This is a genomic window from Actinomyces sp. HMSC075C01 (genome assembly GCF_001812965.1).
GTDB classification, from domain to species: domain Bacteria; phylum Actinomycetota; class Actinomycetes; order Actinomycetales; family Actinomycetaceae; genus Actinomyces; species Actinomyces acetigenes.
Map to the genome: position 1 here is coordinate 31973 of NZ_KV810930.1, position 26115 is coordinate 58087.

The following is a 26115-nucleotide window of genomic DNA, read 5'->3' on the forward strand; positions in this document are numbered from 1 at the left end:
CACGCACGACGCCAAGGCCCTGCGCCGCAGCGGCTTGCTTGACATCCCGGACGGATCCCCACCACCGCAGCACATCGGCGACAAGGGGTACATCGGACTGGGAATGATCACCCCGAAGAGGAAACCTCCGAACCTGCCGCTCCACCCAGACGACAAGACCTATAACAAGACCGTCAACCAGGTCCGCTACAAGATCGAGCAAGTCATCGCCAACATCAAGACCTGGAGAATCCTGCACACCGACTACACAAGACCACTAGACACCTTCCCAGAAACCATCACCGCCATCCTCGGACTCATATTCACATACACCCCATGAATAAGCCTCTTTGACTCCTTCCCGACACGCGTCTGGTTCACCTCCTCAAGCATTGCCACGGTATTGATCTCCTCCGGCGGCCCACCGAACTGGTCGCCCACAATGTGTCCACCCTCATACCGCTGATCAATGTCAGCGGCAAGTTCACTACCGTACTTGTTTACCTTGGACTGGATGTAACTAGACCTCGACCGGAACGCCTCACCGACCTTGTCAAGCCTGTCGATCTCCAGACGCACCGTCCGCGCCTATCGTTGGTAACTTTTTGGCTGGTACTGGCGTTCACATGAGCCGGATACCTTTTACTCCGGTCCTCAGAGCCCGATCTTCATCCAGTCGGGGATCGCACCGGGGTCACGGGGGAAGACCTCCAGCTCCTTGGCGCAGTCCTCCGCCGTGTACGGCGGGTCGAGGACCGGTTCGCGATCGTAGTCGAAGTCGGAGATGAGCTTGTAGCCCTCGCTGCTCTTCATGGACAGCGCCGCCCAGGTCCAGGTTCCACCACGGGGGTGGGCCATGAGCGCCCGCAGGCGCACGGCCTCACGGACCAGCTCAACGGGCATCTCATTCTCGGCCCACTGGGCGCGACGCAGAATGCCGCGGGGCCTGAGCACGCGGCTCGTCACGGCGGCGCGCGTCCCCACGCCCTCAACCTCCACCACGACCTCCTGGGCGTCCACGGACTGCATCCAGTTTCCCCAGTCGGTCGACATGTTCTGGAGCAGGACCATCTGGTCCTCCATCTGGCCACCCATCGGCCCATCCATCATGCCGCGCATGGGGCCGTCCATCGGTCCATCCATCATGGTCACAATCCTCTCTGCCCGGCTGATTCCGGACCACGCGGTCTGATTCCCCCGATTCTGCCCGACCCCGGCTGCACGCAACGAACCAACGACGACCGATGCGTCACAATCCGCCACCGGCAGACACCAGGCGTGGTTTCCTCCAGGTTCCTCGGGCAGAATGACGTCACGACAACAGTCACTCATTGACCATTCGTCTTCCTGGTCGTCCGCTCGTCACCGCACCACAAGGAGCACCGCGTGTCCAGTAACCAGCCCCGCCAGACCAAGGCCCAGCGCCGTGAGGCCGCGCGCCTCAAGGCCAAGGAGCTGCGCGAGGCCTCAGCCCGCCGCGAGCGCCGCAACACGATCGCCCGCCGCAGCTTCATCGGGGTCGCGGGCCTGGGAGTGACCGGCGGACTCGGCTACCTCGTCTACCGCGGCGTCGAGGCCAAGAACGGCACCAAGGACAACAAGGCGTCGTCGAAGTTCCCCGCGCCGAGCGAGGGCCTGGCCACTGCGAAGGCGAATCAGAGTGGTATCCCCAAGCAGGTCCTCTCCGATGCCTCCTGGACCTACGGCGAGGGCTCCACTCTCGACACCGTCGCCGCCGCAGCCCCCATCCTGGACATCTACTTCGACTACTCCTGTCCTCACTGTGCCGAGTTCGACGTCCTCCACACCCAGGAGATCAACCAGCTCCTGAGCGGCAAGAAGATCACCCTGGCCCTTCACCCCGCCAAGATCCTCGATCAGGAGTGGACCAGCGCGGTCATGAACGCGATGGGCGTGGTGCTCGACGAGGCCCCGGCCCAGTCCTTGAGCTTCCATGGCGCCGCCTTCGAGATCCTCGCCCAGGCCATTCAGACCAAGAGCCAGAAGAACATGACGGTGGAGGGCCTGGTGGCCGCCGCCACCAAGGTGAACGTCCCCAAGGAGGTCTCCGACAAGTTCAAGGCGGCCATCGACTCCGACAAGTACGGCAAGTGGGTCAAGCTTGGTACCGAGGCCTTCGCCGCCAGGGACCTGCAGAGCACCCCCACCATCTTCTTCAAGGGTGAGAAGGTCGACCTGAGCAAGCTCCAGACGCAGACCTCCTTGACCGAGCTCGTTGCTGCCGCCACCCCGACGGCGCAGCCCAGCCAGCAGGCATCTCAGCAGCCCAGCCCGCAGCCGACTCAGCAGGGCTGATCCCACGCTGGGACCCGCCGCCGGGGCGGCGGCTCTGCACAGGCCTCCTCCCGGCACCCACGGGCCCGGACGGCGACGAGCGCAGCCCGTCTCCCCCGGTTTCCCGCCCCGGGGCGGTCTGTGTCAGACTGTCCCACGCACCTGCGGCCGCCTGGCCGGCCGCGCGCCGCTTTAGCTCAGTTGGTAGAGCAGCTGTCTTGTAAACAGCAGGTCGTCGGTTCGAGTCCGACAAGCGGCTCCACTCATCACCCGCAGCCGTCCGGGGCCCGGCCGCTCCTGTCGCAGCCCCACCCACGGCCCGGCCACGAGCGCACCACCGGGAGGGGACATGTCGGTGACCGCAGCAGACGCGGCGTCCTGCGCCCTCCACGACGCCGGCACCTGCCGCTCCTGCCCCCACCTGTCCCTGCCGATGCCCGCCCAGCTGGCCGCCAAGCAGTCCCGCGTCGCCGCCCTCCTGGCCGAGCATGTCCCATCCGAGCTGTGGCAGGCGCCGGCGGCGAGCGCCCCCACCGGCTTCCGCAACAAGGCGAAGATGGCGGTGGCCGGGACCGCCGCCCACCCCACCCTGGGGATCCTCGATGGCGCCGGGTGCGGCGTCGACCTGCGCACCTGCCCGCTGCACGTGCCTGCCATCGAGGCGGCCCTGCCGGTGCTGGCCGGCCTCGTCACCGAGTTGGGCCTGCGCCCCTACGACGTGCCCGCGCGCCGCGGCGAGCTCAAGTACGTCTTGGTGACCGCCTCGCCCGACGACGACCTCATGGTGCGCTTCGTCCTGCGCTCCCGCCGCTATCTGGATCGGCTGCGCGCCGCCGTGCCGGACCTGCGTCGGCGCCTGCCCCAACTGGCGGTGGCCGCCGTCAACATCCAGAGCGTCCACCAGGCCGTCATCGAGGGGCCCGAGGAGATCTTCCTGACCGAGGAGGACCGCCTCCTCATGCGCCTGAGCCTGCCGTCACCGGATGGCGGAGGCCAAGCAGGCCTGCGCGCCGACGGCGTCGAGCTGCCCCTCTACCTGCCCACCCGTTCCTTCTTCCAGACCAACACGGCCGTGGCCGAGGCCCTCTACGCCACCGCCCGCGACTGGGTCGAGGAGGCCCGGCCGGCCCGGGTGTGGGACCTGTTCTGCGGCGTCGGCGGCTTCGCCCTTGCCCTGGCGGCGCCCGGCCGCCGGGTGCTGGGGGTGGAGGTCTCGGCGTCGGCCATCGACGGGGCGCGCGCGGCCGCCGACCTCATGGGACTGGACCCCGACCTGGTGCGTTTCGAGGCCGGAGACGCCCGCGTCCTGGACCCGGCCGCCGGGGATCGCGTCGGCGGGCCGCAGCGCCCGGACCTGCTCGTGGTCAACCCGCCCCGACGCGGGATCGGGGAGCAGCTGGCCACTCGGATCGAGGCCTCCGGCGTGGGCCGGGTGCTCTACTCCTCCTGCAACCCGCGCACGCTGGCGGCGGATCTGGTGCACCTGCCCTCGATGCGGGTGGTGCGCTCGCGCCTGTTCGACATGTTCCCGCACACCGATCACGCCGAGGTGCTCGTGGAGCTGGTGCGGGACTGAGCCCGCGGCTACTCGAGCTCGGCCAGGGCGGCGCGCACGTCGGCCAGGGCGCTGTTGATGGCCTCGGCCTCGAAGGGGACCTCGAGGTCGCGCAGGCGCACGGCCAGGTCGGCCAGGTCCCGGGCCTCGCCGAAGCCCTGCTCGGCCAGGGTGCGGGCGGTGGTCACGGAGTCGGCCTGCCCGGCGCCGGCGGCTGCGGCCGCCTCGAGAACCTCCAGGATCGGGCCCTGGATGACGCCGAGGTCCTCGGCCACGACATCCAGCTCGCCTCCCACCAGCTCGCGACGCGCGTCAAGCAGGTCGACGCGCTGGGTAAGGTTGTCGGCGCCGTCGCTCAGCGCCGAGCACAGCTCGGTGAGGCTGCCGACGGCGTCGTTGGCGTCGACCTCGTCCTGGCCCTCGAGGATCTGCAGGGCGAAGGCCCCGGCGGCCAGGTTGTGCAGGCGGGCCAGGGCGACGCGGAAGCTCACCGAGTCCAGGTCTCCGCGCAGCGCCTCGATCTGGCTGCTCAGTGGGCGGAGCTGCTCGGAGCACTCCAGGACCAGGGCGTCGACCTGCTGGCAGCGTGCGGCGACGTCGTCGGCCTGCTCCCCGTGGCCCAGGGTCGTGACGTCAGCACCGACGGCACGCATGGCCTCACGCAGGGTGCCCAAGCGGGTCGAGAGGGCCTCGATCTCGCCGGCCCGCTTGCCCAGGAGGTCGGCGAGCCGCTGGCCCTCCTGGAGGATGCCGACCAGCCCCGCGGTCTCGGCCTCGATCCGGCCCATGGCGCCCAGGATCCGGGCCACGGGGCCCTCGGCCTGCGGGCTGTCGGGGATGCCGACGCCGTGGGCCAGCAGCTCGCCGACCTCGGCGACCAGCACCCGGCGGGTGAAGTCGATGGCGTCGGCGTAGCCCAGGGCCTGCAGCTCGGCCTGGAGAGCGGCCTGCCCGGCGGCGGCCACCTCCCGGCGGGTGGAGCCTGCCGCGGCGGAGGCCTCCTCGACGTCGCGAACCCGGGCGTAGGCGGCCTCGATGTCGTCGCGCAGGTCAGTGAGCATCGGCAGGGTGCGCACCGACAGGTAGCCGGAGCCGGAGGGCACGATCGTGGCGAAGACACGGTAGTGGCCCTCATCGGAGGAGCGGTTGGTGATGTAGGCGCTGGCGGCCCGGCCCTCCTCGATGGCGTCCCAGATGGAGCGGAACAGGCCGGCGGGCATGTCCGCGTGCCGCACCACGTTGTGGGCCCGCCCCACCAGGGCGCCGCGCGGGTAGCCGGACAGGCGCATGAAGGTGGAGTTGGCGCGGCGGATGCGCCCGTGGGAGTCCGTGGTGGAGAAGAAGAGCTCGTCGACGGCGAAGACGTGCTCGACAGGAGCTGCGGACTCGACCATGAGTGACCTTCCTTGGGGCGGTGCAGGCGCGCGGCGTCCGAACTGCGGCGGCTGCGGGGCGTTGTGGGACCTTGGTCGGAAGCCTACTCTTGACCGGCCTTCGAGGCGGCCGATCCCGGTGGGAGGACGAATCACAGTGGCCACGGCGCGATGGGGCTGTTTTCTGCCGATCGAGCGGTCGCGGGCGGAGGCCGCAGCGGGCCCGCCGGCACGGCGCCCGGGAATGACTCCCCATGAAGGGAGCGCGTCAAGGCCCTGACAGGGCTGGGCGGGCTCCCTAACCTGGCGTCATGACCCCACGTGATCCCATGATGAGCCCATCGGACTCCGACCACTGCGGCCTGGCCCGCCGCCAGCTGCTGGCACTGGGCGCCCTGGTTCCCGCTGCAGCGGCGCTGCTGGGCGGCTGCTCCCTGGCGTCGGGCACGCAGCTGACCTCCAAGGTCGCCCACGAGAAGGTCAGCCTCTCCGACGTCGCCTCCCAGGCGGCCAAGGCCGCCAGTGCCTGTGACCAGCTCGGGAGCAAGCTCCTGACCCACTACCTCAAGGAGGACTCGGCCGCCACGGCGATGGCCTCCCCGCTCAGCCTCGCCCTCGTCCTGGCGATCCTGGCCGACGGCGCCACGGATGCCTCCACCCAGGGCTATGACGCGCTCCTGGGACTCTCGGGCCAGGACCGCGACCGGGCCTGGTCGGCCATCCAGACCTCCCTGAACCGCTACGACGGCGAACTCAAGGGCTTCGACCCGGACAAGGTCCCGGACAAGCCGCTCGTCCACCTGGCCAACCACGTCCTCATCGCCGATAGGAAGGACTTCAAGGTCAAGCAGACCTACCTCGATGCGGTGCTGCGCTGGTTCTCCACCGAGATCGAGCAGGTCGGCGTGGACTCCATGAAGGAGAACCTTGACGCCTGGGCCTCGCGCAACACGGCCGGCCTCATCCCGAACAGTGGCATCAAGGTCACCCAGGACACGCGCCTGGTGGTGCAGAACGCGCTGCTCTTCGCGGCCCAGTGGGACTCCCCCTTCACGGCCGAGAGCACCCACCAGGAGGATTTCACGCTCGCCGGGGGCAAGACCGTCAAGGCAGACCTCATGCACGACACGCGCTCCATCCCCCACGCCACCGGGAAGGGCTGGGCGGCAGTGCGCCTGGCCTACGCCAGCGGGGAGGATGGTAGGGACTCCGACCTCGCTCTCGACGTCGTCCTGCCCGACGCCGGTACCCTGCCGGGCGCCATGGACGCCGGGACGTGGGCGGAAGCCTCCAAGGCCCTCGACTCCGCCAGGAAACGCGACGTGGAGCTGGCCCTGCCCAAGCTGGACCTCACCTCCCACCCCAAGGAGCTCCTCGACTTCCTTAAGGAGCAGGGGCTCAATACCGATGGCCTGGACAAGATCGCGCCCGGGCTCGGACTGACCCAGGTGGTCCAGCAGGTGCGCCTCATCCTGGACGAGGAAGGCACCGTCGCAGCAGCCCTGAGCGAGGCCCAAGCAGCGGAGATGGCGGCGCCGGGGGAGGAGCCGCCGCCCGAGCCGATCACGTTCACGGTGGACCACCCCTACGTGCTGCGGCTGCGGGACCTGACCAGCGGCACCGCCCTACTCGAGGCCGCCATCATGGATCCCACCGTCAAGGAGATCGGCGACCCGGCCTGACCGGGCCCGCTGGCGGCCGGGGCATTCTCCACAGACCAAGGTGCCCCACCTCGCCAGCCGCGTTCACAACCTCACAGGGAAGTACAGCTAAGGCGCCCCACCTCGTCGGCCGAGGCTCCCATCCCACCGGTCCAGCCGTATCGCTCAGACACCCAGCCACGGCACCCCACTGGCCGAGGCACGCCGCCGGATTCTTCCGGTCGGTGGGACGACTTGCCGCCCGGAACGATTCCAGACGGTAGGCTCCAGGGCTGACAGGAAGCCGTTGCGGGAACCAGCCCGTCTCGGCCCGCCGCCCCTTTTCAACCAGCAGGAGAACTCCTCATGACCGTCGAGCTCGTCACCACCTCCAGCCCGGAGATCGTCGAGGCCATGGAGCGCCTCATCCCCCAGCTCTCCCGCAGCGCCCCGGCGCTGAGCGCCGAGCAGTGCGAGGCCCTCATCGCTCAGGAGGGGGTCTTCCTCTTCGTCTTCCGACCCGAGGCTGAGGCCGGCCAGAGCGCTCCGATCCTGGGCATGCTCACCCTGGCGACCTTCACGATCCCCACGGGCCTGCGCGCCTGGGTGGAGGACGTCGTCGTCGACGGCGACGCCCGCGGCCAGGGCGCCGGGCAGGCCCTCGTGGAGGCCGCCGTCGAGCATGCCGGGAAGCTGGGCGCGCGCACGGTGGACCTCACCTCCCGGCCCTCGCGCGAGGCCGCCAACCGCCTCTACCGCCGCGCCGGCTTCAAGCTGCGGGAGACCAACGTCTACCGCTACGCCAAGGCCTGAGCAGCACGCCCCGCGGCCCCTTCCCGCCGCCATCACTTCGACCGAATCTTCAGAAACGACCCGGAGCCGCGTCTTTTTTGAAGTTTCTGTCGAAGTGTGGGCACCCAAGGCGGGCGGACGGGAAGCGCCGGTGAAGTGAGCAGGCCCATCTTCAGGCCAGCAGGGCGTCAATGAAGGCAGCCACGCTCGGGGTGGTGCGCCCGCCGGCGGCCTCGACGACCTCGCCCGGGGCGCCGGCCATCGCGCAGGGGACGTCGGCCCGCTCGAACATCGAGATGTCATTCCAGGAGTCGCCCACGGCGGCCACCTCACTGACCTCCACGCCCTGCTCGGCCAGGAACTCAGCGAGCCGACCCAGGCCCGTTCCCTTGGACTCCCCCGCGGCCGTGACGTCCACGAAGCCGGTCGAGCGGGTGCAGCTGATGCCGTCCACCGTCTCCTCCAGGCCCCGGGCGAGCGCCGCAGCGGCCCGAGCATCCGAGATGTGCAGCGGCATCGACGTCACCCCCAGGCCCGCGACCTGCGACAGGGGCGCCGCGGTGAAGCGGTCCGGCGGCGTGCGCTGGTCAGTGGACAGGCCGATCGGGTCGTCCAGCACGTAGTCGCGCTCGAGGGTCGAGGCGAACACGGAGACGGGGGCCTGGGCGACGTCGCCGACTGCCCGCACGACCGCCCGCACCTGGCCGGCCTCAAGCGTCCGGGTGCGGTGCACCTGACCGGCGGCATCAATGACGGTCGTGCCCGTGGCGCACACGGCATAGTCGTAGTCCAGGCCGATGGACGTCGAGGCCCGAGCCACCTCGACGGCGTGCTGCACCAGCCGCACCGAACGCCCCGTGGCCAGCACCAGGAGGTTGCCGGCCGCCCGCCAGCGCACGAGGGCCTCGGCGTCGGCCTGCCCGACGACGTGGTGGAAGACAAGGGTGCCGTCGAGATCCGTGGCGAGCAGGCGCATGCCGGCGAGCATAGCCCGCGCCGCCCGCACCTGCCGCGCGCGTCAGTGCACCAATGCCGCAACACTTCGACCGAATCTTCACAACAGACCCGGAGCCGCGTCGATTGTGAAGTTTTGGTCGAAGTGTGTGGAGGCTAGAGCGTCGGTCGCCCCATGAGGGAGTCAATGAGGTCGGCGAGGCTGGAGACCGTGCCGTCGCACTGGGCCACCACCTCCGGCGGCGACCAGGGCAGGGCGTAGGAGTGGTCGGCGGCGGCGTGCATGGAGATGTCATTCCAGGAGTCCCCGATCGACCAGGTCTCCACCGGCTCCAGCGGGCCCGAGCCGACGCCGAGCCCCGCCGAGCCGCCAGCCGTCGCCTCGCCGGCCACACCCGTCGCAGCCTCCCCGGCCCCGCCGGCTACTCCCGTCCCGAACGCGCCCTCCCCAGACACCCCGATCGCCTCCCCGACGGACGGCTCAGCCAGGCTCGCCACCAGCTGCCTGAGGCCCGCCCCCTTGGAGGCCGAGGCCGGCACGACGTCGATGAAGTCCTGGTTGCGGAAGCCCACCGCCTGCCCCTCCCAGCGCCGGTGCAGGTAGGTCTCGGTGCGTGCGGCCATCTCCGGGTCGGTGAAGCGCATCGGCACCCCGATGACCTCGCGCCCGTCCAGCTCTCGCCGGGTGGCCGGCCGGAACAGCGTCAGCAGCTCGGAGCCGGAGCCGATCGTGTCGTAGACGAGCAGGTCCTCGTCCAGCCCGGTGGTGAAGACGGTGACTCCCGGCGCCCCTTCGACGAAGTCGAGGATGTCCTCGACGACGCCGGCCGGCAGGGCAGTCGAGTAACGCACCCTGATGTCCTCGTCCACGATGGCGGCCCCCGTGTAGAGGATGGCGTTGTCGAACTCCAGGCCCATGGGCACCACGACGTGCTCCAGCGCCGAGACCGACCTGCCGGTGTTGATGACCAGGAGGTTGCCGGCCGCCCGCCACCGGGCCATGGCCTCGCGGTCACGCAGCGAGATCGTCCCGTTGAAGACGATGGTGCCGTCCAGGTCGGTGGAGATGAGCCTGCGTGGCATGGGAGTCCTTTCCGTTCAGGTTCTGCCGGTCTCCAGCCGCCTCAGAGCGGCCCGCGAGCCGCCCGGGAGTCGCTAGGAGCCGTCAGCAGCCTTATTCTCCTCATTCTTCGCAGCAGCGTCAGCGGACTCGTCAGCCTCGTGACCCGCGCTCTCCTGGCGGGCCTTCTTCTCCGCCTTGCGGGCCTTCTTGGCCTGCTTCTTGTCCTCGCGCTCCTGGCGCTCACGGGCCCACTGGGCATAGTCCTGCAGGAGGCTGCGCGAGTCGGGGGTGAGGATCTTGTTGTCCTCGAGCAGCCCCTCGGCGCGCAGGGTCATGAACCGCAGGTACTCGGGGTTGCGGGTGAGCCCCCACTGGCGCTTGGCCTCCTCCAGGTCGGAGACGTCGCGGCGCACCTGGCGCTCGATCATGGCGCGCCCGCCCATGAGGAAGATGGCCACGAGCAGGGCCAGGATCGAGCCGATCCCCCGGGTGAAGGGGTAGAGGACGCAGGCGATGACCATGAGCCAGGTGACGTACTTGCCCATGGAGTGGGTGTATCCGCGCCAGCGGCCGTCGTCCCCGGTGGCCCAGGCACGGAGCTTGGTACGCCCGTCAGGATCCCCGCCGTTGAACCAGTCGCGCACCCGAGTGCCCAGGGTCCTTCCGGCGTCGGTCTTGCTGTTCTCACTCATGCTGGTCGCCTTCCAGAATCGTGGTGATGAGCTCGGCCATGGAGCCCGCGGTCGTCTCGCATGCGGCCGTCACCTCCGGTGGGGACCAGGGCAGGGCGACGGCGTGGTCGGCGACGGCGTGCATGTCCAGGTCGTTCCAGGAGTCGCCGATGGTCCAGACCTCGATATCCCGTCCCGCCAGGGGCCCGTCCAGGAGGGCTCGCAGGCCCGCGCCCTTGGTGGCACCGGCGGGCACGACGTCGAGGAACTCCTGGTTGCGGTGGCAGTCCAGGACGCCCTCCCAGCGCTGGCTGAGGTCGTGGTGGAGGCGCTCGCGCAGGGCGCCGTCGGTGACGCGCAGGGGCACGCCGATGAAGCGGTGGGAGTCCATCTCCTCCAGGGTCAGGTGCTCGAAGACCGCGAGGATGGAGGAGATCTCCTCGTTGTTGTCGGCCAGGATGTAGTCGGTCTCGATGGTGGTGGCGTAGGTGGTCACCTCCGGCAGGTCGACGGTGCGGGCGGCCACGTCGCGGGCGACGCCGTCGGGCAGGAAGCGGGCGGAGAGGACCTGGTAGTCGCCGTCGATGAGGACCGCCCCGGTGAAGACGACGCCGTAGTCGAAGTCGACGCCCAGGGGCGCCAGGACGTCACGGGTGGCGAAGGAGGACTTGCCGGTGTCGACGGCCAGGAGGTTGCCGGCGGCCCGCCAGCGGGCCATGGCCTCGCGGTCAGCCGGGGAGACGGTGCGGTCGAAGACGATGGTGGCGTCCAGGTCGGTGACGAGGAGTCGGGTCACGCGGGTTCCTTGCTGCAGGGGGCGGAGGGCGCTGACAGTTGGGGGAGGCGGAGAGTCGGGAGAAGGCGTCGGACGGTCGCAACGGAGCACTGGTGGTGTGCCAGAGATCCGGCGGGAGCCCCGAGCATTCTACCGAGCGCGTGGAGCGGGGAAGCCCCTCCCCGGGTCTTCCCCGCTCCGTGACGAGTGGCGTGAGCCGGGCCGTCAGGCTCCCGGAACTCCCAGGATGTGGGCCCAGCGTCCCAGGATGCCGACGACGAACATGCCCAGGATGATCCACAGGGCATTGACCTTCTTATTGAGCAGCCACATGCACAGGAAGGTGAGCCCCAACGCCGCCAGACCGGGCAGCAGCTGGTTGAGGACGTCCTGAAGGGTCGTCGTTGTGACGATATGAGTGTCTCGGTTCTCGACCTGGGAGACCACCAGTGGGAAGTAGATCTTGGTCCACTGCGACACCAGTGCCCCCATGACGAACAACCCCATGATGGCGGCCATCTGGGTGATCTTCTTGAGCTGGCCGCCGCCGACCTCAGCGACCAGGGTTGTCCCCCGCTCATAGCCGACCTTCAGGCCGTACCAGCGAGTGAGAACGCGCAGGAGGTTGATACCGACGAAGAACAGCAGCGGGCCCACGATCGAGCCATTGAGAGCCAGGGAGGCACCCAATGCCGCCAGGACGGGGCGGGCGGTTCCCCAGAAGATGGGGTCGCCGATACCGGCCACCGGCCCCATGAGGCCGATCTTGACGTTGGTGATGGCGTCCTCGCCAATGTCCTCACCCTTGGACTTCTGCTCCTCCATGGCGGCGGTGACTCCGAAGATGACCGAGGAGGCCCAGGGGTGGGTGTTGTAGAACTCCAGGTGCCGCTTGAGCGCGGCGGCCTGGGCGCTCTTGTCGTTGCGGTAGAACTTCCGGATGGCGGGCATGAGCGTGTAGCAGAAGCCCATGGCCTGCATGCGCTCGAAGTTGAAAGAGCCGAGCAGGAAGGTGGAGCGCCAGTACATCCGCATGAGATCGCGGTTGTTGAGCATCTTCTCCGAGGTGGCCGGAGCGGTTTCAGTAGTCATGAGAGTCTTCCTTCTTCCAGCTCAGTCGAGCTCGTCGTCGAGGTCGTCGTCCAGGTCGCTGCTGGAGCCGCCGCCGGCCGCGGGGGAGGCGGCGGGCAAACGCACGGAGTCGTGGAACTCGGGGTTGAGCTGGACGTAGATGACGGCCAGGCATGCCCCCAGGATGCCCAGAGCCACAAGCGAGATGGAGGTGGGCGTGGAGCTGACGATCCAGTGGGCCATGCCTTTGAACTGCTCATGACGCTGATCCACAACTGTTCCGCTGTGGGAGGTAATGGTGGTGGCGAAGGTGGCGACGACGAAGCCCAGGAAGAAGAAGGGCATGAGCTTGCGCGCCTTCATCATGTTGATGACCATGGCATAACCGACGACGACGATGAAGCCGCCGGCGATGTTGAGCCCTTCGGTGATGACCTTGGGAATGGAGTCCAGGGTGCCCCTCACGGCTTCACCGTTGGCCAGGATGGCGACGGCAGCCGTCGGAACGGCCACTCGCAGCCCCTGGAGGCCCAGGGCCGTGAAGTGCATAATGGCAATGCCCCGGTAGTTGGCCTGCTCGGCGAAGCGGTCCGCCTGATGGGCGAAGAAGATGGCGATCGTTCGCACGAAGATCGTCAACCCTTGCCCCGCCGCGGCCACCAGCACCGCCACGGTCACGGCCTGGTTGATGGCATCGCCCTGGGCAACTCCCTGATGAACGAATATTACGGCCACGACAGTGGAGACGGTGGAGGCCAGGGCCGCGTCAGGAGCCATGGCGGCACCGACGTTCATCCAGGCCAGGGCGATGAGCTCCAGGGTTCCACCGACCATGATGCCGATGGTGGGGCTGCCCATGGCGATACCGGTCAGGGTGCAGGCGACGAGCGGGCGGTGGAACTGCCGCTCGTCCAGGACGCTGGCCATGCCCGCGACGAACGCCACGAGCGTGACCAGAATGATCTGGATCAGATTGATGTCATGCACGGTATGTCTCTCTCATGTGAGGGTTGACAGCACACTCCGACTGCGCCCGCCACCGAGCGGCGACGGGATGGAGGTGTCTGAGGGAGGTCTGGGGACGGAGCCGTGTCCTTAGAGCAGGCCCTTCTCCTTGAGGGCTCCCATGAGGTCGGAGCTCGCGGTGGAGGGCACCTGCTGGATGTACTGCTTGATGCCGCGGGAGTCGATCTCCTTGAAGGCCTCGACGTCGGCGGGGCTGGCGTAGACGGCCTGGGAGACCTGGCTGGTGCCCTGCTTGAAGGTCATGCCGCCGACGTTGACCTCCTTGGCGTCCACACCCAGGTCGAGCAGACGCACGATATCGGCCGGGGTCTCGACGACGATGACGGCCTTGAGGTTCTCGTACTTGGGGTTCTTGTAGACGCGGGCGGCCTTCTCCACGCCCAGCACGTGGACCTTCACCTTGCCGCCGCCGGTCTGCAGCATGAGGGTCTTGCGCAGCTCGTCGTTGGCGGCGCCGTCGGAGACGGCGAGGATGGCCTCGGCGCCCAGGGATCCGGCCCAGTTGTTGGCGACCTGTCCGTGGACCAGGCGGGAATCGATACGCAGGAGCTTGACGTCCATCAGAGCTCGTCTCCTTCATCATCGGAAGTGGTGGTTGGGGCAGGGGTGAAGACCTCGGAGAGGACCTTGACGCCGTCGACGGCGGAGGTGCGAGCGGCCTCCACGAGCTCGGCGAGGCCGGCGCCGGTAAGACGACGGGACAGGACCTCGATGACCATGGGCAGGTTGACGCCGGTGACGACGTCGGCGTCGTCGCGTCCCGCTGCGAACCGGGCGGCGGCGTTGTAGGGGCTGCCGCCGAAGAGGTCGACGAGGATGAGGTACTCCTGGCTGGAGGAGGCCTCGACCGCGGCGGCGTACTTCGCCAGCAGGTCGTCGGGACCCTCGGAGGGCTCGAAGGTGACGGCGACGACGTCGTCACTGGGACCGACGATCATCGATGAGGAGGCGACAAGACCTTCAGCCAAGTGTCCGTGCGCGGCTATGACCAGGCAGACCATGGGCGGGGGACCTTTCCCATCCGGGCTGCCGCCAAAGGTGCGTATGGCCTGGGCAACAGCAACGTGTGTGACATGGCGACGATAAAAAGGATCAGGGTGATCGCCACCACTAAGTCGCCCACCACTTTCACACAGAAGCGCACAAAACCAACGAAGGTAACGCGCGTTACCCGCACGTCACCGGACGTTTTCGCTGCAAGTATGCGTTTTATTCGCATCAATCCCGAACAAGGGGCACCTAAGACGCCATATTGTGTTGTGCATCACATCCTAGGACAATAGTCCTGGCCGCCTGCGGGGCCTCACGCCCGGGGCACGTTGCGCTCGAGCTCGGCCAGCCAGGCGGTCGCGGCGGCGTCGGAGGGCATGCGCCAGTCGCCGCGGGGGGACAGCGAGCCGCCGGCGACCACCTTGGGCCCGTTGGGCAGGGTGGAGCGCTTGAACTGGTTGGTGAAGAAGCGCCGGTGGAACAGCTCGAGCCAGCGCCGGATCTCGGGAAGGTCGTAGGCCACCTTCTCCGCCTGCGGCAGCCCCTCGGGCCAGTCCCCGCTCTGCGCGTCCGCCCACGCCCGGTGCGCCAGGAAGGCGATGCGGCTGGGGCGTGAGCCGCGGCGCAGCACGTGCCACAGGGTGAAGTCCTGCAGGGCGTAGGGGCCGATCTTGGCCTGGGTGGACTGGATGGCGCCGCCGGCCTCGGCCGGGACCAGCTCGGGGCTGATCTCGGTGTCCAGGATGGACAGCAGCGGGCGCCCGACGGCGTCGTCGAACAGTCCCTCGGCGACCACCCAGCGGATGAGGTGCTGGATGAGGGTCTTGGGGATGCCGGCGTTGACGCCGTAGTGGGCCATCTGGTCGCCCACCCCGAAGGTGCACCAGCCCAGGGCGAGCTCGGAGAGGTCCCCGGTGCCCAGGACGATGCCGCCGCGATGGTTGGCGATGCGGAAGAGGAAGTCGGTGCGCAGGCCCGCCTGGACGTTCTCGAAGGTGACGTCGTAGAGCTCGCGCTCGCTCACCCCCTCGGGCAGGACCCCGGTGCGGGCGTACTCACCGTAGGGGTGGCCCATCTCGGTGAGCATCTGGGTGGCGGTGGCCCGGATGTCGAGTTCCTCGAAGGTGCAGCCCAGGCCGACGGCGAGGTCCTCGGCGTTGCGGCGCGTGCCGGCGCTCGTGGCGAAGCCGGGCATGGTGATGGCGTGGATGTCCGAGCGGGGCCGGCCCAGGAGGTCCATGGCGCGGGCGGCGACGATGAGGGCGTGGGTGGAGTCCAGGCCGCCGCTGACGCCGATGACGATCTTGGGGTTGCCGATGGCCCCCAGGCGCTGGACGAGGGCGGCCACCTGGATGTTGTAGGCCTCGTAACAGTCCTGGGCGAGCCGGGCGGGGTCGTCGGGCACGAAGGGGAAGCGGTCCACGCGGCGGCGCAGGCCGATGTCCGTGCGCGGGGCCGTCAGGTCGGCGGCGCCGATCCGGATGCGTCGGAACGACGCCGGGTCGGTGAAGGTGATGGCCGCGGCAGGCGAGCCGGCGACCGGGGCGCTCAGGGTGCGGGCGTTGTCGGCGAAGGTCCCCTGGCGCAGGCGCTCGGCGCGCAGGCCCTCGATGTCGACGTCGACGACGGTGGCGCGCGGCCCGTCGGGGAAGCGCTCGGTGGAGCCGAGCAGCTCGCCGTTCTCGTAGACGAGGGTCTGGCCGTCCCAGGCCAGGTCCGTGGAGGACTCGCCCTGCCCGGCGGCGGCGTAGAGGTAGGCGGCCAGCCCTCGGGCCGACGAGGAGCGGGCCAGCAGCTCACGGTCCTCGGCCCGCCCCACCGTGATGGGCGAGCCGGAGAGGTTGACCAGGACCGTCGCCCCGGCCAGCGCCGCCAGCGACGACGGCGGGACAGGCACCCACATGTCCTCGCAGACCTCGACGTGGAAGGTCAGGCCGGCGACGTCGTCGACCTCGAACAGGAGGTTCGCCCCGAAGGGGACCCGGGCGACCGGCTCGGTACCGTCGGCGCTCTCGGTGCTGCCGGAACCGCCGCGCACGCCGGGCAGCTCGATGCTCTCGACTCCGGCGGGCAGGGCGTCGCCGGGGGCGAAGTGCCGCTTCTCGTAGAACTCCCGGTAGGTGGGCAGGTAGGACTTGGGGGCGACGCCGCGCACCCGTCCGCCCTGGATGACCAGGGCGCAGTTGTAGAGGCGGTCGCCCAGGCGCAGGGGGGCGCCGACGACGAGGGCGGGCAGGAGGTCGGCGCTGGCGGCGCGCAGGGTCTCGATGGCGGTGAGCACGTCGGACAGCAGGACGTCGGACAGCAGGAGGTCGTCGATGGCGTAGCCGGTCAGGCACAGCTCGGGGAAGGCGGCCAGGCAGACGCCGTCGTCGGCCAGGGTGCGGGCCTGCTCGATGATGGCGGCGGCGTTGGCGGCCGGGTCGACGGGCACCACCGGCAGGGTGACGGCGGCGACGCGGGCGAAGCCCTGGTCGTAGGCGGAGAAGAACTCGATGTCGGCCGCTGGAGCAGTCACGGCGGCGTTGGCGTCATTGGCGTCATTCACGGTGTTGGTCACGGCTTGATCCTCCCATCGACGGCGCCTTCCCGCGAGACCGCCGCCCTCATGTCGCGACCGGGGCACTCGATGCGTGCGGGAGCAGCGGCTCTGCCCCCGCACGCATCGATGACACCTACTCAGCAGCACGCTGCGCCCACCAGGTCACCCGTGGAACCGGGGGCGACGAGGCGGGCGCAGCCCATCACTCACGCGTGGACCCGAGGCGCCGCCTGGAACCGGTGGCGGCAGGGACGGGCATGCGTCAGGAGAAAGCGAGTGACGGAGAGACGGCAGGAGAGAAGCATTGAGGAGAGCGAAGAGACAGCCATCACCTTTCTTTCTACGAGGTCGAAGACGTCGACGTCCTCGGCCGATGTGGTAGTCGTGAGTCTGGTAGGGGTTGTGTTACCAGAGCGCTAAAGGTCTCCGGAGGACTGTGACGGCCCGGGCCAGTCGGCTCGGACCCGCCCGGGCAGGCTGAGAACAGTCAGTACTGGCAGTACTGGGCGGGGGCGGGCTCGTCGAGCATGAGGCACCATGCCGCGACGTAGACCAGGCACATGGGGCCGGGCAGGAAGCTGGCCAGGATCACCCCGACGCGCACCGCGCTCACGGGCATGTTCCAGGCCTCGGCCAGACCCCCGCAGACGCCGCCGAGAATGCGGTGCTCACGCGAGCGCCGGGGCAGGGAGTCGCGGAAACGGAGGAACTCGCCCGAGCGGCTGGAGGAGGTGCCCCCGCCCTCGAAGCGGGCGGACTGGCTGAACTGACCGGGGTACTGCTGCTGCGTCATGGCAACAAGTCTGGGTGCTGGGGCCTGCCGTCCGCTATCGGGGAGCACCCTGAGAAGTCCCCGATGTTGATCGGGACTCACCCCTGACTGCTTGCTCAGCATCAAAGGTCCGCGTAGTTTATTACCGGCGCTAACGCGCGTTATCGGATCGGCGTAGGAGACGGGCAGCAGCCCCTGAGCACCGCACCGCCCCGCAACGGCGCCCCTGCCCGTTCACGCCGAGCCCGTTTCCCGGAGGACAGCACATGAGTCGGACCGTCCGAGCACTCAGCGCCCTGACCGCCTTCTGCCTGCTGGCAGCCGGCTCTACGCTGGCCTCCATGCCCGCAGCCGCCTCCGGCCAGGCCCAACCGGTCTCCCTCTCCCCGACCGCACCGGCGCCGCCGAAGGCCGGCCAATCCGGCGAGCGGTGGCGTCCGCAGACCCACTACACCCCCCAGAAGAACTGGATGAACGACCCCAACGGGCTCGTCTACTACGACGGCGAGTACCACATGTTCTACCAGTACAACCCCGAGGGCTCGGACTGGGGCAACATGTCCTGGGGCCACGCCGTCTCCAAGGACCTGGTCCACTGGCAGGAGCTGGGCGTGGCGATCCCGCACACCTCGCAGTACGGGGTGTTCTCCGGCTCGGCGGTCATTGACACCAAGAACACCTCCGGCCTGGGCAGCCCGGACAACCCGGCCATGATCGCGGTGTGGACGCGGGCCGACGTCGGCGGCAACCAGTCCCAGTCCCTGGCCTACTCCACGGACAAGGGCCGCACCTGGAACCTGTACAACAACGGGGATCCGGTCCTGGACATCGGCTCCCACGAGTTCCGCGACCCGAAGGTCTTCTGGGACGAGACCTCCGGGCGCTGGACCATGGTGGTCTCCCACGCCACTGAGCACCGCGTCTCCTTCTACTCCTCCCCCGACCTCATCCACTGGACCGAGCAGTCCAGCTTCGGCGGGGAGGGCATCACCTCGGCGGTGTGGGAGTGCCCGGACTTCTTCCCGCTGCCGGTCGACGGCAGCTCCAAGGAGACCAAGTGGGTCCTCGTGGTCACGGTGGCCGACTCCGCCCAGTACTTCGTGGGCAGCTGGGACGGTTCCACCTTCACCCCTGACGAGATCCCCCACTACACCGGCGAGGAGGGCTCGACCCTGGCCGACTTCGAGAACGGCTACGCCGGCTGGAAGGCCGACGGCGTAGCCTTCGGCTCGGGCCCGGCCACCGGTGACCTGCCCGGGCACCAGGGCAAGGCCTACGTGGACTCCTTCGGCAGCGGCGATGCCGACACCGGCACGCTGACCTCGGATGAGTTCACCGTCTCCTCGTCCTACATCAACCTGCGCACCGCCGGCGGCAAGCACCCCTACAACCCCAAGGCCACCGGAGACAACGGCGGCGGCCGGCTCCTGGCCGGCTTCGACGGCTCCTGGGACGGCTGGACCGTGGAGGGCAACGCCTTCGGGGCCACGCCCCCTCAGGGCGCCACCCCCGGCCAGCAGCCGCTGGTCAACCACTCCAGCGCCGGGCTGCTCAACACCTACCTGGACGTCAGCAACGGGCAGGGCTCGGATGCCACCACCGGCACCGCGACCTCACCGACCTTCACCATCGACTCCGCCTACCTCAACCTCCTCGTGGGCGGCGGCAACAACCCGCGCCCCGAGGGCGATGCCGAGGGCGGCTCGGGGGTGAGCGTCGTCGAGCTCGTCGTCGACGGCAAGGTGGTGCGCTCGGCCACCGGCCGCAACCTGGAGGAGCTCAACTGGCAGAGCTGGGACGTCAGCGACCTCAAGGGCAAGTCCGCCCAGATCGTCGTCACCGACACGGCCACCGGCCCCTGGGGACACATCCTCCTGGACGAGGTGCGCGCCTCGGACAAGAAGGCCTCCCCCATCGCGGACAACACCTCGGTCAACCTCGTCGTCGACGGCAAGGTCGTCGCCTCCGCCACCGGCAACAACTCCGGGACCCTGGAGTGGACGAGCATGGACGTAACGGCCTACAAGGGCCGCAAGGCCCGCCTGGTCATTGAGGACCACAACGGCAACGCCGAGGACTGGGGCCACCTCATGGTCGACCAGATCCTCCAGTCGGACACGAAGGCCTTCTCCGGGGCCGACGTCGTCCCGCGCCTGGACTACGGCAAGGACTACTACGCGGCCGTCACCTGGAACAATGTCCCCAACGGCAAGCGCTACCAGGTGGGTTGGATGAGCAACTGGGCCTACGTGCACGACCTGCCCACCACCACCTGGCGCACCGCCATGTCCACGGTGCGCGAGATGGGGCTGACCCGGGTGGGCGGCAAGCTGCGCCTGACCGCCCAGCCCGTCACCGCCCTGGAGTCCCTGCGCACGGGGCAGGAGCTCACCCGGGCGAACACCGACATCCCGGCGGGCGAGACCTCCCTCGGTCAGGCCGCCCAGGGCACCTCCCTGGACATCAGCGTCGACCTGAAACCCGGCTCCTCCTCCTTCGCCGGCCTCAAGGTCCTCGACAACGGCAAGCAGTACACGCTCATCGGCTACGACTCCAAGGCCAAGCAGCTCGTCGTGGACCGTACCCACTCCGGGGTCACCGACTTCTCCCCGAAGTTCCCGGGCCGTGCCACGGCGCCGCTGTCACCGGACAGCAAGGGCCAGGTCCACCTGCGCATCGTCGTCGACGCCCACTCCGTGGAGGTCTTCGCGGCCGACGGCACCCCCGTCATCACCGAGACCGTCTACCCCGAACAGGACGCCACGGGGGTCTCGCTCTACGCCGAGGGCGGCACGGCGCATCTGGGCTCCCTGAGCCTGTGGCACCTGGGGTCCGTTCAGGATAAGGGCGCCCCGGCCGAGGGCCCCGACTCCCCCGGGCCCGGCAAGCCGGCCGTCCAGGAGCCGGCCCGCGGCCAGGCGAAGGCGGCGTCGGCGTCGGCGAGCCCCACTGCCGCAGCTGCAGGCAGGAGTGCTTCGGCCCGGTTCCCGCTGGCCCGCACCGGCACGTCCCTGGCTCTCGGCATCTTGGGGGCGGCCGCCGCCGCGACCGGCGCCTACGCGCTGCGCCTGCGCCGTCGGCGCTCCTGAGCACCCCACCCCTCACGGCCCGGGGACCAGACCGGAGAGGCGGTGTGACGCGCCGTCAGGCCGAGGAACGACGGATGATTGTGCCCGGCAGGAGCGTCTCAGCGGGCACCTCCTCGCCCTCCATGAGGGCCAGCAGGTGGGAGACGGCCACCTGGCCCATCTCCTCGAAGGGCAGCGCGACCGTCGTCAGTGCCGGATGGACCTGGTCGGCGATGAGCTCCTGGTCGTCGATCCCGATGACGGCCACGTCCTCACGCACCCTCAGCCCCTGTTCACGGATCGCGGCATAGGCACCCATTGCCATGCAGTCGTTGCCGCACACCAGCCCGGTCAGCCAGGGATCGTCCGTCAGGAGGCGGGAGGCGGCCGCGTACCCGTCCCGGGCGGTGCCGTGGCCGACGGCCACGTGCACGGTGCTCCAGGGGATGCCGGCCTGCTCCAGGTAGGCCCGGCAGCCGACGCGCCGTCTCGGGGCGGCCTCGCCGTCGTTGGGGTCGAGCTCGATGACGCCGATGTCGCGGTGATGGCCCTCCAAGAGCGCCTGCGCGGCCAGGCGCCCCATCTGCTCCTCGTCAGGGCGCACGCAGGGAAGGCCGGAGACCGGATCGATGCAGTGGACCAGGACGGTGGGGATCTCGCGGGCCTGCGCCGGCATGCGGACCCGGCAGTTCCAGCCGGTGGCGTAGATGATCCCCTCGACCCGGGACTTCAGCAGCGTCTCGAAGGCCTCGGCATCCACGCTGGCCTCCGTCGAGGTCGGCACGATGAACAGGGTGTAGCCGGCGGCCCGGACGGTGTCCTGGATCCCGCGGATCGTCGCGGCGGCAAAGGGACTGGTGACGATCTCGGAGACCAGGCCGATCAGGGAGGATCGGCGCGAGGCCAGGGCCCGCGCCCCACCGTGCGGGCGGTACCCGAGCTCAGCAGCCACCTGCTGGACGCGCTCACGGGTCTGCGGTGGGATACGAGCGCCGTCGCGGTTGTTGAGTACGAAGGACACCGTGGTGCGCGAGACGCCGGCCGCCTTGGCCACGTCCGCCATCGTGGTCCTGTAGGTGTCCCCCACCCGGTCTCCTCCCGGCCCCTCCGACTGCGCCGCCACCTGCACACCCCGTTGGGGTCGGGCGCGTGCACCTCCTGGCGTCCTGACGGCAGTCTGCCAGGACGACGACGCAGCGCATAACCCTGAGCGCCGGCAGGCGGGTCATGAGGCAGCGCACCCGGCCCCTGTGCGCCACGGCACCCTCCGGCTAGGCTATTTCTCATGACGCCATCCCCCACTCCCAACTTCACGGTGCGCGCTGTCCTGTGGGACATGGACGGCACCCTCATGGACTCCCAGCCCTTCTGGGACGAGGCCTTCATCCACCACTGCAAGGCCCTGGGCGGCAACCCGCGCCCCGAGCTCGTCGCCCAGATGACGGGGGCCTCGATCCGTCAGGCCCGCGAGCTCATCGCCGCCACCGGCGCCACCCGCTCCTGGGACGACCCGGCCACGCAGGAGGTCTTCGAGGCGATCGCGCACGACGTCGAGGCCTCCGTGAGCGCAGCCCCTCCCCTGGTGCCCGGAGCGCTGCGGATCACCTCGGCGCTCTCGGAGGTGGGGCTGGCCCAGGGAATCGTCTCGGCCTCACCGCGCCCGATCGTCGAGAAGGTGGCCTCCGCGCTCGGCGACGTCTTCGCCGTCCTGGTCACCGGTGACGACGGCGTCGGAGCCAAGCCCGATCCGCTGCCCTACGCCACGGCGGTCGAGCGCCTCGACCTGCGCCCTCAGGACTGCGTCGTCGTCGAGGACTCCCCCACAGGGGCGGCCTCGGCCCGAGGCAACGGGATCCACGTCGTGCAGATCGGAGCGACCAAGCACTTCCCGGCCGACCCCGGCCTCGTCGTCGTCCCTGACCTGGCCTCAATCACCCCGCACCTGCTGCTGTGGGCGGAGCGCTGAACCGGACCGGCGCCAGGCGGGCACCAGCTCACGACCGACACCCACGGACAGGACCGGCTCGGGAACGAAAGGTTCCCGAGCCGGATGGGATGGATAGGGATGCTGGTGCGGATTCGTATGGTGCCGAGCCGGTGCGACGCGGCACCTGGCTGTCAGGCAGCCTTGGGCCGCTGAGGAGTCTCCGGGGTCTCCTGGACCTCCCACCGGCTGCGCAGGCACTCGGTGTAGAGGCGGATCTCCGCCACCAGGTCGGTGGACAGGGCCTCCGCGGCGGCCGTCCCGGGCGTCGTCGAGCACAGCCACTGCAGCTGGAGGCCGTCGACGAGGGCGACCAGGCTGCGCGCCACGAGGCGCGAGGGCATCTGCGGGTCCACGAGCCCGGCGGTCTTGCCGGCCTCGAAGCTGGACTCGAAGCGCTCGACGGCGCTGTTGAGGTGGTTGGCCATCCACCGGTGCGCGGGGTGGTCGGCGTCGAGGACCGAGACCGCCGTCGCGGTGTAGATCGCCGTGAGGTCCCGGTGGGCGACGTTGCGCTCGAGCAGCTCGATGTAGCGCTCCAGCAGGGCCCAGGGGTTGCCGTCCAGGTCGGAGTCACCCGCGACGTCGAGGGTGTCCAGGTTGCCGACGGTGTCGACGGGGGCCTCGGCGGCGTCACCCTCGACGGCCGGGGACTCCGCGAGAATGCTCAGGGCATCCTCGCGGTCACGACGCTCCAGCACCTTGCAGAAGAGCTCGTCCTTGGAGGAGAAGTGGTGCAGGAGTCCGGCCTTGGAAATGTCTGCCGCGTTGGCGATGTCGGCCAGGGAGGTGCCGGCATACCCGTGCTCTCCGAAGAGAACCACGGCTTCGTTGAGGATGCGTGCTCGCTTGTCCTCGCTGCCCGCTCGGGGGCGCCCGGGTCCGCGCCGCCTAGCCGGGGCAGCTTGGGGCGAAGTCGGGGTACTGACAGTGTTCATGGCCGAATCATGGCACCTTCCAGTAAGGGAATTGCAAGGCAGAAAGGCCTTCAACGGAATAATCCGCTCAAGTGTGACCTCCACGTGCCCTCCTCGTGACGTGAGTGACGACTTGGTCTCGGTTTTCACACAATTAACCAGCTCCTACCAGCACAGAGTTCCCCGACCACGCGGTCTGCTGGGGCTGCTGGGATTGCAGGCCACCACATCTTCCCGCTACCACTCAGAACATCTTATGATTCCACCCAGGTTCATGCGGCAACACCATGATGGTCACAGTTGTGTAACACTTGCGAGATTCTTGTTTCCGGTTCAAATACATGCGTCGGCTCTCACAGAGCCTCCACCCCCGGGGAGAGCCGGTACTCGTGAACCCACCGCCCGTATACCCGTAGCCAGAGCCTCCACCCCCCCCGGGGAGAGCCGAGGCCGAGCGAGCAGGATCGTCACCACTCCTCAGGAGACGGTGACGTTACCCGAGGTCGGCCCGGTGGCCGTCCCGCCGTTGGCCGTCACCACGGTGATGGAGGAGGACTCCGAGCCGGCGGTGATGGCGCCGTCGGAGGCGGTGGCATCCAGGGTCAGGGCGAGGACGCCCCCGTTGGAGCCGGCTGTCCCCCAACGGTCCTCAGCCGCGGTGGCCAGGCCGCCGGTGGTGGTTAGCGTGCAGCCGGTCAGGGTCGCCTGGGAGGAGGTATTGGTGACGTAGAGGATCGGGACCTTGTGGGTGCACGTGAGGTTGACGCCGGTCATGGCCAGGGTGGAGACCTCCGTGGTGGCGTCGGCGTCGGCGGCGTCGCCCGACATGGACTGGTAGAGCATGACGCCACCCTTGGTGGAGGCGCTCGTAAGCGTCGAGCTCGACACGGTGGCGTGGTTCTTACCCTCAACGACAACGGCCTGGGAGGCGTTGGCCTGACCGGTCAGGCCACTGACGGTGATCTGCCCGGTGGAGTAGAGGCACGGGGAACCGTCGCCGTTCGTGGTGAAGGTGTTGGTGCCGTCGACCGTGACGGTTCCCGAACCTCGGTCGGTGGCGAGCGCGGCGCAATGGGCACCCTGGGTCTCGATGGTCAGGTCGGATCCGGTGATGACGCCGGCGTAGGTGGCGTGCAGGCCGCGGGAGGACTCTCCGGTAGTGGCGATGGCGCAGCTGGTGACGGTGGCGCTGGCACTGCCGGTGGCGACGACGGCGTTGGCGCCCGAGGCGTCAGTGGTCAGGGTCGTCTCGCTGACGGTGACGCTCGACCCCTGGCCGACGACCACGACGGCGGAGTTGAGGCCGTAGAAGCTGTAGGAGTCGTCGACACCGTGCTGGCCGCTGGAGGTGGCGTCTCCGACCTTGGCGATCCTGGCATTGGTGATCGTCAGTCGCCCGCCGTTGACCACGAGGAAGACGGCCTGATCGGCGGTGGCCGACTCGAAGGTGCCGCCGTCGATGGTGGCGGTGGTGCCGTCGACGAGGTAGGCCCCGGAGAGGGTCACCTGCTTGTCTCCGATGGTGCCGCTCCAGGTGCCGGCGGACAGCGGCGTGTTGGAGGCGCTGGCCTCGTGGTACTCGGGGGAGGATGCGGCCCGGGAGGCCGCGGCCGAGGCGGCCCCGGAGGACGAGCCGCCGCCCCTTCCGGAGGACCCGGCGGCAATCGCCTCGCCGGAGGAGCCACAAGCCGCAACGAGACCGGCGGCTCCCAGGCCGAAGCCGGCCATGAGGAGACTGCGACGCCTCATGGTGAAGGAGATCCCCGAATCACAGCCGCGCAGGGCGGCGTCGGCGGCCGCGGCAGCCTCTGCCGGGGTAACTGGGGTGGTGGGTGTGGACAGGGTCATGATGCGTCTCCTTGAATCAGCAGGGGCGGCACGGCGAGCGCGGTGGCGTGACTCTCCCGCAGCGCCGACGGTTGTCCTTGTCGTGTGCCCGTGTTGCTGGGGGTTGCTGGGGGTTGCTGAGGTCGCCCAGGGGCTCCCGGGCTCCGTGTCTCCACTCTTGGGCCCCGGCCTGTCACTGCGGCAGCACTCCCCCATGACCGCACTGTGAATCCGGCCGGGTTCGGCACATACTGCACGAGGGCGGGGAAAGCTACTGGGGAGGGGCGGGGGCACTCCCCGTAGGTCAGGCTCTCTGTGCTGTCTCATGACTTCTGAGACAGGTGAGTGTCATGACTTCTGAGACACCGGTTGGGTGGCTTGCCAGGGGGACCGTGCGGTACGCACCACGCCTGACCAGTTCAGCCCCGGCCTCCGGGCTCGCCCTTAGGTAAGCACGTCGCGTTCGTAGGGTAGCCCTCGCGTTCGTACCCTGAACCCCCGAACGCGAGGCATAAGGTACGAACGCGACACCGGCCTACGCGGCCGGCCCCGCCCCACAACCCCGCGAAGTCGATCCCGCCAGCAGCCCAGTGTCCACTCCACGAGGGTGGGGCGCCACTACACGAGCGTCGGGCGTACTCCATGGGGGTCGGGGGCTCGTGCAGTACGCACAACCCACGGCCAGTAGATCCCCACCCTCGTGCACATTGGTCGACTCGGGGCGGGAAGGGGTCCGGGCCCGAAACTGGGCGTTGAGCCCCGACCTCCGAGCGCCCCCATTGAGTGAGCGCCTCGCGTTCGTAGGGTAGGTCGCGCGTTCG

At 69.2% G+C, this 26115-nt stretch carries 23 protein-coding genes and 1 tRNA gene; 8 read left to right on the forward strand and 16 right to left on the reverse strand.

Going from position 1 to position 26115, the window contains the following annotated elements; all coding sequences use genetic code 11:
* Positions 1-319, forward strand: a 319-nt coding sequence (locus tag HMPREF2883_RS00860) for a transposase family protein (protein WP_141758980.1), incomplete at its 5' end; no start/stop codon positions are given.
* Here HMPREF2883_RS00860 and HMPREF2883_RS15810 read toward each other — a convergent pair.
* Positions 244-558 (reverse strand): DNA/RNA non-specific endonuclease, encoded by a 315-nt coding sequence (locus tag HMPREF2883_RS15810; protein ID WP_075371309.1) that lies wholly within the window; start codon positions 556-558, stop codon positions 244-246. The two genes, HMPREF2883_RS00860 and HMPREF2883_RS15810, sit on opposite strands and share 76 nt — an antisense overlap.
* A gap of 75 nt (positions 559-633) precedes the next feature.
* The gene (locus HMPREF2883_RS00865; protein ID WP_256277259.1) at positions 634-1125 is read right to left on the reverse strand and encodes a hypothetical protein; all 492 of its coding nucleotides are present in this window, start codon (positions 1123-1125) and stop codon (positions 634-636) included.
* Positions 1126-1365: 240 nt separating this feature from the next.
* Here HMPREF2883_RS00865 and HMPREF2883_RS00870 point away from each other — a divergent pair, with 240 nt between their 5' ends.
* The 3 genes from HMPREF2883_RS00870 (at position 1366) to HMPREF2883_RS00880 (ending at position 3850) form a co-directional block, all read left to right on the forward strand.
* Complete coding sequence (locus tag HMPREF2883_RS00870) at positions 1366-2295, forward strand: DsbA family protein (RefSeq protein ID WP_070658316.1); 930 nt, start codon at positions 1366-1368, stop codon at positions 2293-2295.
* 165 nt (positions 2296-2460) lie between these two features.
* A tRNA-Thr gene (locus HMPREF2883_RS00875) sits at positions 2461-2536 on the forward strand.
* Positions 2537-2623: 87 nt separating this feature from the next.
* Positions 2624-3850, forward strand: coding sequence for a methyltransferase domain-containing protein (locus HMPREF2883_RS00880; RefSeq protein WP_070658318.1), 1227 nt, complete (start codon positions 2624-2626; stop codon positions 3848-3850).
* 8 nt (positions 3851-3858) lie between these two features.
* On the opposite strand, the gene HMPREF2883_RS00885 is transcribed toward HMPREF2883_RS00880, so the two are convergent.
* A complete protein-coding gene (locus HMPREF2883_RS00885) occupies positions 3859-5223 on the reverse strand; it encodes a PAS domain-containing protein (RefSeq protein ID WP_070658319.1) in 1365 nt (454 codons plus the stop codon).
* 311 nt (positions 5224-5534) lie between these two features.
* On the opposite strand from HMPREF2883_RS00885, the gene HMPREF2883_RS00890 reads away from it, so the two are divergent.
* The gene (locus HMPREF2883_RS00890; RefSeq protein ID WP_070658444.1) at positions 5535-6884 is read left to right on the forward strand and encodes a serpin family protein; all 1350 of its coding nucleotides are present in this window, start codon (positions 5535-5537) and stop codon (positions 6882-6884) included.
* 324 nt (positions 6885-7208) lie between these two features.
* Positions 7209-7655, forward strand: a complete 447-nt coding sequence (locus tag HMPREF2883_RS00895) for a GNAT family N-acetyltransferase (RefSeq protein WP_070658322.1) — start codon at positions 7209-7211, stop codon at positions 7653-7655.
* Between the two features lie 151 nt (positions 7656-7806).
* Here HMPREF2883_RS00895 and HMPREF2883_RS00900 read toward each other — a convergent pair whose 3' ends face one another.
* The 10 genes from HMPREF2883_RS00900 to HMPREF2883_RS00945 all read right to left on the reverse strand — a co-directional run bounded on the left by HMPREF2883_RS00900 (position 7807) and on the right by HMPREF2883_RS00945 (position 17519).
* Complete coding sequence (locus tag HMPREF2883_RS00900; RefSeq protein WP_256277261.1) at positions 7807-8610, reverse strand: HAD family hydrolase; 804 nt, start codon at positions 8608-8610, stop codon at positions 7807-7809.
* A gap of 134 nt (positions 8611-8744) precedes the next feature.
* The gene (locus HMPREF2883_RS00905) at positions 8745-9671 is read right to left on the reverse strand and encodes an HAD hydrolase family protein (RefSeq protein ID WP_070658326.1); all 927 of its coding nucleotides are present in this window, start codon (positions 9669-9671) and stop codon (positions 8745-8747) included.
* A gap of 72 nt (positions 9672-9743) precedes the next feature.
* The gene (locus tag HMPREF2883_RS00910; protein WP_070658328.1) at positions 9744-10343 is read right to left on the reverse strand and encodes a hypothetical protein; all 600 of its coding nucleotides are present in this window, start codon (positions 10341-10343) and stop codon (positions 9744-9746) included.
* Positions 10336-11118: an HAD-IIB family hydrolase gene (locus HMPREF2883_RS00915; RefSeq protein ID WP_070658329.1), complete on the reverse strand. Its 783-nt coding sequence runs from the start codon at positions 11116-11118 to the stop codon at positions 10336-10338. Before HMPREF2883_RS00915 ends, HMPREF2883_RS00910 begins: the two co-directional genes overlap by 8 nt.
* Positions 11119-11322: 204 nt before the next feature.
* Complete coding sequence (locus HMPREF2883_RS00920; protein WP_070658331.1) at positions 11323-12189, reverse strand: PTS system mannose/fructose/sorbose family transporter subunit IID; 867 nt, start codon at positions 12187-12189, stop codon at positions 11323-11325.
* 21 nt (positions 12190-12210) lie between these two features.
* Positions 12211-13155 (reverse strand): PTS mannose/fructose/sorbose transporter subunit IIC, encoded by a 945-nt coding sequence (locus HMPREF2883_RS00925; protein WP_070658333.1) that lies wholly within the window; start codon positions 13153-13155, stop codon positions 12211-12213.
* Between the two features lie 108 nt (positions 13156-13263).
* On the reverse strand, positions 13264-13755 hold the full coding sequence (locus HMPREF2883_RS00930; RefSeq protein ID WP_070658335.1) for a PTS sugar transporter subunit IIB: 492 nt from the start codon (positions 13753-13755) through the stop codon (positions 13264-13266).
* Positions 13755-14195 (reverse strand): PTS sugar transporter subunit IIA, encoded by a 441-nt coding sequence (locus HMPREF2883_RS00935; RefSeq protein WP_070658337.1) that lies wholly within the window; start codon positions 14193-14195, stop codon positions 13755-13757. The genes HMPREF2883_RS00930 and HMPREF2883_RS00935 overlap by 1 nt, the downstream gene beginning before the upstream one ends.
* 302 nt (positions 14196-14497) lie before the next feature.
* Entirely contained in the window at positions 14498-16744 is a 2247-nt protein-coding gene (locus HMPREF2883_RS00940) for an NAD(+) synthase (RefSeq protein ID WP_371080150.1), read from the reverse strand.
* A 469-nt stretch (positions 16745-17213) separates the two neighbouring features.
* Positions 17214-17519 (reverse strand): PspC domain-containing protein, encoded by a 306-nt coding sequence (locus HMPREF2883_RS00945; RefSeq protein WP_070658339.1) that lies wholly within the window; start codon positions 17517-17519, stop codon positions 17214-17216.
* 245 nt (positions 17520-17764) lie between these two features.
* Between HMPREF2883_RS00945 and HMPREF2883_RS00950 the strand changes: the two genes are divergently transcribed.
* Positions 17765-20587 carry a GH32 C-terminal domain-containing protein gene (locus HMPREF2883_RS00950; RefSeq protein WP_070658341.1) on the forward strand — a complete coding sequence of 941 codons (2823 nt, stop codon included), beginning with the start codon at positions 17765-17767 and terminating at the stop codon, positions 20585-20587.
* Between the two features lie 55 nt (positions 20588-20642).
* Here HMPREF2883_RS00950 and HMPREF2883_RS00955 read toward each other — a convergent pair whose 3' ends face one another.
* The gene (locus HMPREF2883_RS00955; RefSeq protein WP_081384547.1) at positions 20643-21653 is read right to left on the reverse strand and encodes a LacI family DNA-binding transcriptional regulator; all 1011 of its coding nucleotides are present in this window, start codon (positions 21651-21653) and stop codon (positions 20643-20645) included.
* A 198-nt stretch (positions 21654-21851) separates the two neighbouring features.
* Here HMPREF2883_RS00955 and HMPREF2883_RS00960 point away from each other — a divergent pair, with 198 nt between their 5' ends.
* The gene (locus HMPREF2883_RS00960; RefSeq protein WP_070658343.1) at positions 21852-22532 is read left to right on the forward strand and encodes an HAD family hydrolase; all 681 of its coding nucleotides are present in this window, start codon (positions 21852-21854) and stop codon (positions 22530-22532) included.
* 152 nt (positions 22533-22684) lie between these two features.
* On the opposite strand, the gene HMPREF2883_RS00965 is transcribed toward HMPREF2883_RS00960, so the two are convergent.
* Both HMPREF2883_RS00965 and HMPREF2883_RS00970 read right to left on the reverse strand, forming a co-directional pair.
* Positions 22685-23488: a TetR/AcrR family transcriptional regulator gene (locus tag HMPREF2883_RS00965; protein ID WP_256277262.1), complete on the reverse strand. Its 804-nt coding sequence runs from the start codon at positions 23486-23488 to the stop codon at positions 22685-22687.
* A gap of 456 nt (positions 23489-23944) precedes the next feature.
* Positions 23945-25315 (reverse strand): hypothetical protein, encoded by a 1371-nt coding sequence (locus HMPREF2883_RS00970; protein WP_218079112.1) that lies wholly within the window; start codon positions 25313-25315, stop codon positions 23945-23947.
* Between the last annotated feature and the right edge of the window lie 800 nt (positions 25316-26115).